This window comes from Streptomyces sp. NPDC052236, assembly GCF_044548015.1.
In the GTDB taxonomy this organism is placed as follows: Bacteria; Actinomycetota; Actinomycetes; order Streptomycetales; family Streptomycetaceae; genus Streptomyces.
Genome location: NZ_JBIUBL010000041.1, coordinates 58,490 through 65,456, shown reverse-complemented (window position 1 = coordinate 65,456; position 6,967 = coordinate 58,490). Strand labels below are relative to the sequence as shown.

Sequence of the window (6,967 nt, the reverse complement as noted above, 5' to 3'; positions counted from 1 at the left end):
GCCCGGTTACATTCCGAACCCGGAAGCTAAGCCTTTCAGCGCCGATGGTACTGCAGGGGGGACCCTGTGGGAGAGTAGGACGCCGCCGAACAATCTTTCAAGGACCCGTGGTCCAGCGTTCACGCTGGGTCACGGGTCCTTTTTTATTTGCCATTTTTCGAAGCGCGGCCGATGGTTGACTGCGCGAGAATGAACTGCAGTACCCGAAGACAGGAGCCACGCCCATGTCCACCAACTCTCCCGACGACCGTCCGGAGCGCGAGCCGCGTCGTAGGGACGGTGGCGACCGGGGCGGCTTCCGAGGCGGCCGTGATGATCGCCCGAGTGGGCCCCGTCGTGAGGATGACCGTGGTGGTCGTCCCAGCAGCGGTGGCGGCGGCGGGTATGGGTCGCGCCCCAGTAGCAGCAGTGGCGGCGGTGGCGGGTACGGCTCCCGTCCCAGTAGCAGCGGTGGTGGCGGTGGGTTCCGTCGCGATGACCGTTCGAGCGCGCCGCGGCGTGATGACCGCCCGAGTGGGCCGCGTCGTGAGGATGACCGTGGTGGTCGTCCCGACAGCCGTCCCAGCAGCGGTGGCGGGTATGGCTCCCGTCCCAGCGGTGGTGGCGGTGGCTATGGGTCACGTCCCAGCAGCCGGCCCGACAGCCGTCCCGCCAGCAGTGGTGGTGGCGGCGGCGGGTATGGGCCTCGTCGTGATGACCGTTCGAGCGGGCCTCGTCGTGATGACCGTCGTGATGACCGGGATCGTGCGCCCCGTCGTGAGGATGACCGTGGCGGTCGTCCCGACAGCCGTCCCAGCAGCGGTGGCGGGTATGGCTCCCGTCCCAGCGGTGGTGGCGGTGGCTATGGGGCACGCCCCGACAGCCGTCCCGCCAGCAGTGGTGGTGGCGGGTATGGGCGTCGTGACGACCGGCCCAGTGGGCCGCGCCGTGACGACCGTCCTCCGAGCGGGCCTCGTCGTGACGATCGTCCGAGCGGGCCGCGTCGTGACGATCGTCGTGATGACCGGGATCGTGCGCCGCGTCGTGAGGATGACCGTGGTGGTCGTCCCGACAGCCGTCCCAGCGGTGGTGGCGGTGGCTATGGGGCACGCCCCAGCAGCCGGCCCGACAGCCGTCCCGCCAGCAGCGGCGGTGGTGGCGGGTATGGGCGTCGTGACGACCGGCCCAGTGGGCCTCGTCGTGATGACCGTTCGAGCGGGCCTCGCCGTGACGATCGTCGTGATGACCGGGATCGTGCGCCGCGTCGTGAGGATGACCGTGGTGGTCGTCCCGACAGCCGTCCCAGCGGTGGTGGCGGTGGCTATGGGGCACGCCCCAGCAGCCGGCCCGACAGCCGTCCCGCCAGCAGCGGCGGTGGTGGCGGGTATGGGCGTCGTGACGACCGGCCCAGTGGGCCTCGTCGTGATGACCGTTCGAGCGGGCCTCGTCGTGATGACCGTTCGAGCGGGCCTCGCCGTGACGACCGGGCGGGCGCGCCCCGGCGCGACGACCGTGGCGCGAGTCACGGGCCCCGTGACGACCGTGGTGGTTACGCGCGGCGCGACGACCGTGAGCGCAGTGACCGGGAGCCGATCAAGCGGCTGCCGATTCCCGAGGATGTCACCGGGGACGAGATCGACAAGGACGTACGGCAGGAGCTGATGAGCCTGCCCAAGGGACTTGCCGAGGACGTGGCGAAGAACCTCGTCATGGTCGCCAACCTGATCGATGAGGACCCTGAGCAGGCGTACGCCTACTCCAAGGTGGCGCTGCGGCTCGCCTCGCGCGTGGCTGCCGTGCGCGAGGCCGCGGGCTTCGCGGCGTACGCGAACCAGAAGTACGCGGAGGCGCTTGCCGAGTTCCGGGCGGCCCGGCGGATGACCGGGAGTGTCGAGCTGTGGCCCGTCATGGCCGACTGCGAGCGCGGGCTCGGGCGGCCCGAGCGGGCGATGGCGATGGCCGGTGAGCCCGAGGTGCAGAAGCTCGACAAGGCCGGCCAGGTCGAGATGCGTATGGTCGCGGCCGGAGCGCGCAGGGACATGGGGCAGATCGACGCCGCCATCGTGACCCTGCAGGGCCCCGAGCTGGCGTCCAACTCCATACAGTCCTGGACTGCGCGGCTGCGTTACGCGTACGCCGACGCGCTGCTGTCCGCCGGGCGTGAGGGCGAGGCGCGTGAGTGGTTCGCCAAGGCGCTCGAAGCCGACAAGGACGGGGCGACCGACGCCTCCGACAGGCTCGCTGAGATGGACGGCGTGGAGTTCGTGGACGCCATCGATGAGGATGGCGACGATGTCGAAGACGCCGATGACTCAGACGACTCCGATGACGTCGAAGGTGACGTCGAAGGTGACGTCGAAGGTGACGATGCTGAGTAGGTAAGTACACCTACACCAGAACAGAAGGGCGGCACCCAGGACCGGGTGCCGCCCTTTCGTCTGCCGTAGGCCCTCTCTCAGTCCAGCTCCAGGCTTCTCAGCACGAGACCCGTCGCCGGCTTCGGGCCGAAGGACGTGGACTTCCTCGGCATCGTGACGCCTTCCCGGGCCAGGGCCCGTACGACCTCCTCCCGTACCGGATGCATCACCACCGCAGTGCCCCCGGTGCGTTCCGCCTGGAGTACCGCCGCCTCCGTGTCATGGATGTACGTGATGTGCTCCGGGGTGTCCGGGACCCGCCACACATGGTCCAGCAGCGTGGAGTGAAGGACCGTGGCGTCGAGCGTCCGCCACGCCTCGGGGCGGTCCCGGCGGACCGTACGGGACAGCAGTTCCGGGTCCGGGCGGTCCACGAGGTGGAGCCCCCCGTCGCCCGCGAGCAGGAAAGCGTTCCCCTCGGTGGCTGTGGCGTCCGCCAGAGTGTCCAGTGCCCGATCGAGCGAGCAGCCGTCGTCGAGGTGCTGGACGCGGAAGGAGCCGGTCAGTGCGGCCAGCGCCTTGGCCACCGGGAGCCGGTTCAGCAGCCGGTGGATCGCGCGGACCCGCAGCGGGTAGCGGGCCGTGTCGATCAGCAGGACCAGGCCGTAGTTCCAGGGGTTGGCCGAGGAGTGCTCGCCGCGCAGCCGCAGATACGTCGCCCAGCGGTGGTGCCCGTCGGCGATCAGCGCCTGGCGCTCGGACAGATCGGCGCTGATCTCGGACATGTCGCCAGGGTCCGTCACCGACCACAGACGGTGGCTGAACCCGTCCTCCGTGGTGGTGGCCAGGAGCGGGGGGCGCAGCACGGTGCGCTCGATGACAGCTGTGGCGCCGGTCGTCGCGTCTCCCTTGCTGCGGTACGTGAGCAGCAGCGGCTCTAGATTCGCCGCGGTCGTACGCATCAGCGCCGCGCGGTCCGCGACGATGTCCGGCATGACGTCCTCGTGGGGCAGGACGACGCCCTCGGACGGCTCGGACAGGGCCAGCGCTCCTATGACGCCGCGCTGGAGGAGGTCGTCCTTGCGCTGCTCGTACACATACAGCGCGGGCTCGGGATCGGGCGCGAGAATGCCCTCGGCAAGCCAGTGCTTGAGCGTTTCCGCGGCCTGCTGGTGGCGGGCACTGGGGTCGATCGCCTGCGGGAGGATCAGCCGGACGATGTTGTACGGGTCCGCCGACTCCAGGTGGTGCAGGCCGTCGGGCCGTACGACGACGTCGTACGGCGGTGAGGTCACAGCGGCCAGGCTGCCGACCCGTTCGGGGACATAGCGCAGTCCGCGGAACGGGATCAGGTGCAGACCGTCACTGTCCCCGCGACCTTCGGTGTTCATCTGTGCATCGTATGTGGATGCGGGGATGAGCGATGATCTGTTCGGAAGAGTTCGAGTGAGGAGCGGAAACGGATGAGTCAGCTGAGCAGGAACCGGCCGAGCGGGAGCGCGACGGCGCTGAGCGAGGCGTACGACACGGCGCTGCTCGACCTCGACGGGGTGGTGTACGCGGGCGGCGAGGCGATCACGTACGCCGTGGAATCGCTACTGACGGCGCGTGACCGCGGTATGCACCTCGCGTATGTGACGAACAACGCGCTCCGGCCGCCCGACGCGGTGGCCGCGCACATCACCGAGCTGGGGGTGCCCACGGACCCCGCGGATGTCATCAACTCCGCGCAGGCGGTCGCCCGGCTGATCTCCGAGCAGGTGCCGGTCGGTTCCCGGGTGCTGGTGATCGGCGGGGAGGGGCTGCGCGTCGCGCTGCGCGAGCGGGGGCTCGTGCCGGTGGAGTCGGCCGACGACGATCCGGCGGCGGTGGCGCAGGGGTACGGCGGTCCGGAGCTGCCGTGGGGGCGGTTCGCTGAGGCCTGTTACGCGATCGCGCGCGGGGTGCCGTGGTTCGCGTCCAATACGGATCTGACGATTCCGAGTGCGCGGGGGATCGCGCCCGGCAACGGCGCCGCCGTGGAGGTCGTACGGATCGCGACAGGGGCGGAGCCGCAGGTGGCGGGCAAGCCGCTGCCGCCGATGCACCGCGAGACGGTACTGCGGACCGGTGCGCGCAGGCCGCTGGTGGTCGGGGACCGGCTGGACACGGACATCGAGGGCGCGTTCAACGGGGGTGTGGACTCGCTGCTCGTGCTGACCGGGGTGACGGACGGCGCGCTGCTGCTGGCCGCGCGGCCCGAGCACCGGCCGACGTATGTCGACGCCGATCTGCGCGGCATGCTGACCGGGCAGCCCGAAGTGACCGAGACGGACGGCGGGTTTCTGTGCGGCGGGTGGACGGCGTCCGTACGGGACGACGCGCTGGTTGTCGACGGCGCGGGTGAGGCCATGGACGGGCTCCGGGCGCTGTGCGCGGCGGCCTGGACCGAGGCCGGGGACGGCGTCTGTGAGCTGGACGCGGGGAAGGCGCTGTCCCGGCTGGGGCTGTAGGGCCCAGCCACGGGAAGCGCGTCCGGTCAGGCGGGTCGGGCGGCTCAGACGGGTCAGGCCGTGAGCTTCTTCGACTTCTCCAGGGCGGCGGCGAGCTGCTCCAGTACGGGGGCGAACCCGGCGTAGCTGTAGCGCTCCTCCATCGCCCAGGGGATGGTCTGGGCGGCCTTGACGCCGGGCAGCCGCGTCCAGGTGGGCTTCCTCGCCAGTTCCGGGACCGGGAGGGCGCTGGAGCGGTTGTCGATCATGATGACGTCGGCGTGGTACTTGTCGGCGTTCTCCCAGCTGAGGAACTCCCAGAAGCCCCACTTGTCGCTCTTCTTGCCCTCGACGAACTCGATGCCGAGGTCCTTGAAGTAGTGCAGGTCGCAGTAGGAGTCCGGGACGGCGACGTACATCTGCTGGGCGTCGCCGGTCATGGCGAGGACCTTGATGCCGCCCTTGGCCTTGGCGGCCGTGGCAGCCGTATGCAGGGTCGTCTCGGCCTTGTCGAAGCGGGCCTTGGCGTCGGTGACCTGCTTGGCCTCGATGTCCGCGCCGAGCGCCTCGGCGAGTTCGGCGTAGCGCTTGAGGGGTTCCAGGAGGGAGACATGGGCGCCGCCGATGCCGACGGTGGACGCGAGGGCCTCGATCTTCTTGCTGCTCTCGTCCTTCTTGCTGCTCTCGTCCGGTACGAACCACAGACCGGGCGGCGGGACCATATTGCTGATCAGCAGGTCGGGCTTGAGTGCCGCGTACCTCTCGACGCTGAACTCGCCCCAGGCCTCGCCGACGTTGGTCAGCCTGCCGACATCCATGGTGCCCGCCTGCGGGTTGGGCTTGCCGCCCACCGGCTTGGTCGGGCCGAAGACTCCGGTGCACTCGACGCCGTAGTCGTGCAGGGCGGCGGCGGTGCTGACATAGGCGACAAGGTTCTTCGGCGTTTTATCGGTTTTGACGGTCTTTCCGCGGTCGTCCTTGAAGATCCAACCCTCTTTTCCCGGACCAGAGCCGGCGGCGGAGTTGTCGCCTCCGCATGCGGCGAGCAGCGCCCCGAAGCCCAGGGCGCCGCCCGCGGTGAGCAGACCGCGGCGGGAGACGGACGTAGTACGGGAGGGGGCATCAAGAATCCTTCTTTGCGTTCTGAATCGATCGAGCGAGCTCTTCGATCAGCGGCGCGAAACCCGCGTAACTGAAATGCGCCTCGTTGAACCAGGAGGTGACCTGGCCGGCCTTGACGGCGGGGAGGTCGCGCCAGGTGGGCTTGGTCTTGCTGAGGTCGGCGGGCTGGAGGTTGCCGGTGCGCTTGTCCACGATGATCAGGTCGGCGGCATAGCGGTCGACGTTCTCCCAGCTCAGCTCCTCGTAGAAGCCCTCCGCCGCCGGCTTGGCCGGTTGTACGAACTCGACGCCGAGCTCCTTGTAGTAGCGCAGATCGGCGAAATCGTCCGCGGCGCCTACGTAGCAGAGCTGCGCCTGGGCGGCGACGGCGAGGACCTTGATGCCGCCCTTGGCCTTGGCGGCTTTGGCGGCCTGGCGCAGCTCTTCCGAGGCGGCCTCGAAGCGGGTCTTTGCGGAAGCGACCTTTGGTGCTGTCAGGTCGGCGCCGAGGGACTCGGCGAGCTTCGCGTACCGCTGGACCGTGGTGAGGAGAGACGTCTTGGCGGAGAGGATGCCGACGCTGGGCGCGAGCGGCTCGATCTTGTTCTTGCTCTCCTCCGGTACGTACCAGAGGGTGGGGGCCTGGTTCATATTGGTGACGAGGAGTTCGGGCTTCAGGGCCGCGTACTGCTCAACATTGAACTCACCCCAGGCGTTGCCGACGATGGTCACCTTGTCGACATCGACGCCGCCCGCCTGCACGTCGGGTTTGCCGTTCTTCAATGTGGTCGGGCCGAAGACTCCGGTGCATTCGATGCCGAAGTCGTGCAGGGCGGCGGCGGAGCCGATGTAGGCGACGATGCGGCGGGGTGTGCGGTCGGCCGTCACGGTCTTGCCGCGGTCGTCCTTGAAGCTCCAGCCCCCTTTGCCGGTACCGGAGTCGGCGGAGTTGTCGCTTCCGCTTCCGCCGCAGGCGGCGAGCAAGGGGCCGGTGGCCAGCGCGCCGGCGGTGGCCAGCAGGCGGCGGCGGGGAACGTGGGGGCTGTTCATGGAGTGGGA

General features: G+C 69.5%; 6 protein-coding genes and 1 rRNA gene. 4 read left to right on the top strand and 3 right to left on the bottom strand.

Annotation, left to right across the window (positions count from 1 at the left end; genetic code table 11):
* From rrf to ACIHCQ_RS40955, 3 genes are all read left to right on the top strand, one after another.
* Positions 1-91 (top strand): 5S ribosomal RNA (gene rrf, locus ACIHCQ_RS40965); the annotation flags it as partial.
* Positions 92-312: 221 nt separating this feature from the next.
* On the top strand, positions 313-1,641 hold the full coding sequence (locus tag ACIHCQ_RS40960; protein WP_399674091.1) for a hypothetical protein: 1,329 nt from the start codon (positions 313-315) through the stop codon (positions 1,639-1,641).
* Positions 1,581-2,357, top strand: coding sequence for a hypothetical protein (locus ACIHCQ_RS40955; RefSeq protein WP_399674090.1), 777 nt, complete (start codon positions 1,581-1,583; stop codon positions 2,355-2,357). The genes ACIHCQ_RS40960 and ACIHCQ_RS40955 overlap by 61 nt, the downstream gene beginning before the upstream one ends.
* A gap of 77 nt (positions 2,358-2,434) precedes the next feature.
* On the opposite strand, the gene ACIHCQ_RS40950 is transcribed toward ACIHCQ_RS40955, so the two are convergent.
* Positions 2,435-3,727 carry a DUF1015 domain-containing protein gene (locus ACIHCQ_RS40950; protein ID WP_399674080.1) on the bottom strand — a complete coding sequence of 431 codons (1,293 nt, stop codon included), beginning with the start codon at positions 3,725-3,727 and terminating at the stop codon, positions 2,435-2,437.
* A gap of 72 nt (positions 3,728-3,799) precedes the next feature.
* Here ACIHCQ_RS40950 and ACIHCQ_RS40945 point away from each other — a divergent pair, with 72 nt between their 5' ends.
* The gene (locus tag ACIHCQ_RS40945) at positions 3,800-4,828 is read left to right on the top strand and encodes an HAD hydrolase-like protein (protein WP_399674079.1); all 1,029 of its coding nucleotides are present in this window, start codon (positions 3,800-3,802) and stop codon (positions 4,826-4,828) included.
* A gap of 53 nt (positions 4,829-4,881) precedes the next feature.
* On the opposite strand, the gene ACIHCQ_RS40940 is transcribed toward ACIHCQ_RS40945, so the two are convergent.
* Both ACIHCQ_RS40940 and ACIHCQ_RS40935 read right to left on the bottom strand, forming a co-directional pair.
* Positions 4,882-5,892 carry an ABC transporter substrate-binding protein gene (locus tag ACIHCQ_RS40940; protein WP_399674089.1) on the bottom strand — a complete coding sequence of 337 codons (1,011 nt, stop codon included), beginning with the start codon at positions 5,890-5,892 and terminating at the stop codon, positions 4,882-4,884.
* Positions 5,893-5,929: 37 nt separating this feature from the next.
* A complete protein-coding gene (locus ACIHCQ_RS40935; RefSeq protein ID WP_399674078.1) occupies positions 5,930-6,958 on the bottom strand; it encodes an ABC transporter substrate-binding protein in 1,029 nt (342 codons plus the stop codon).
* Positions 6,959-6,967 lie beyond the last annotated feature (9 nt).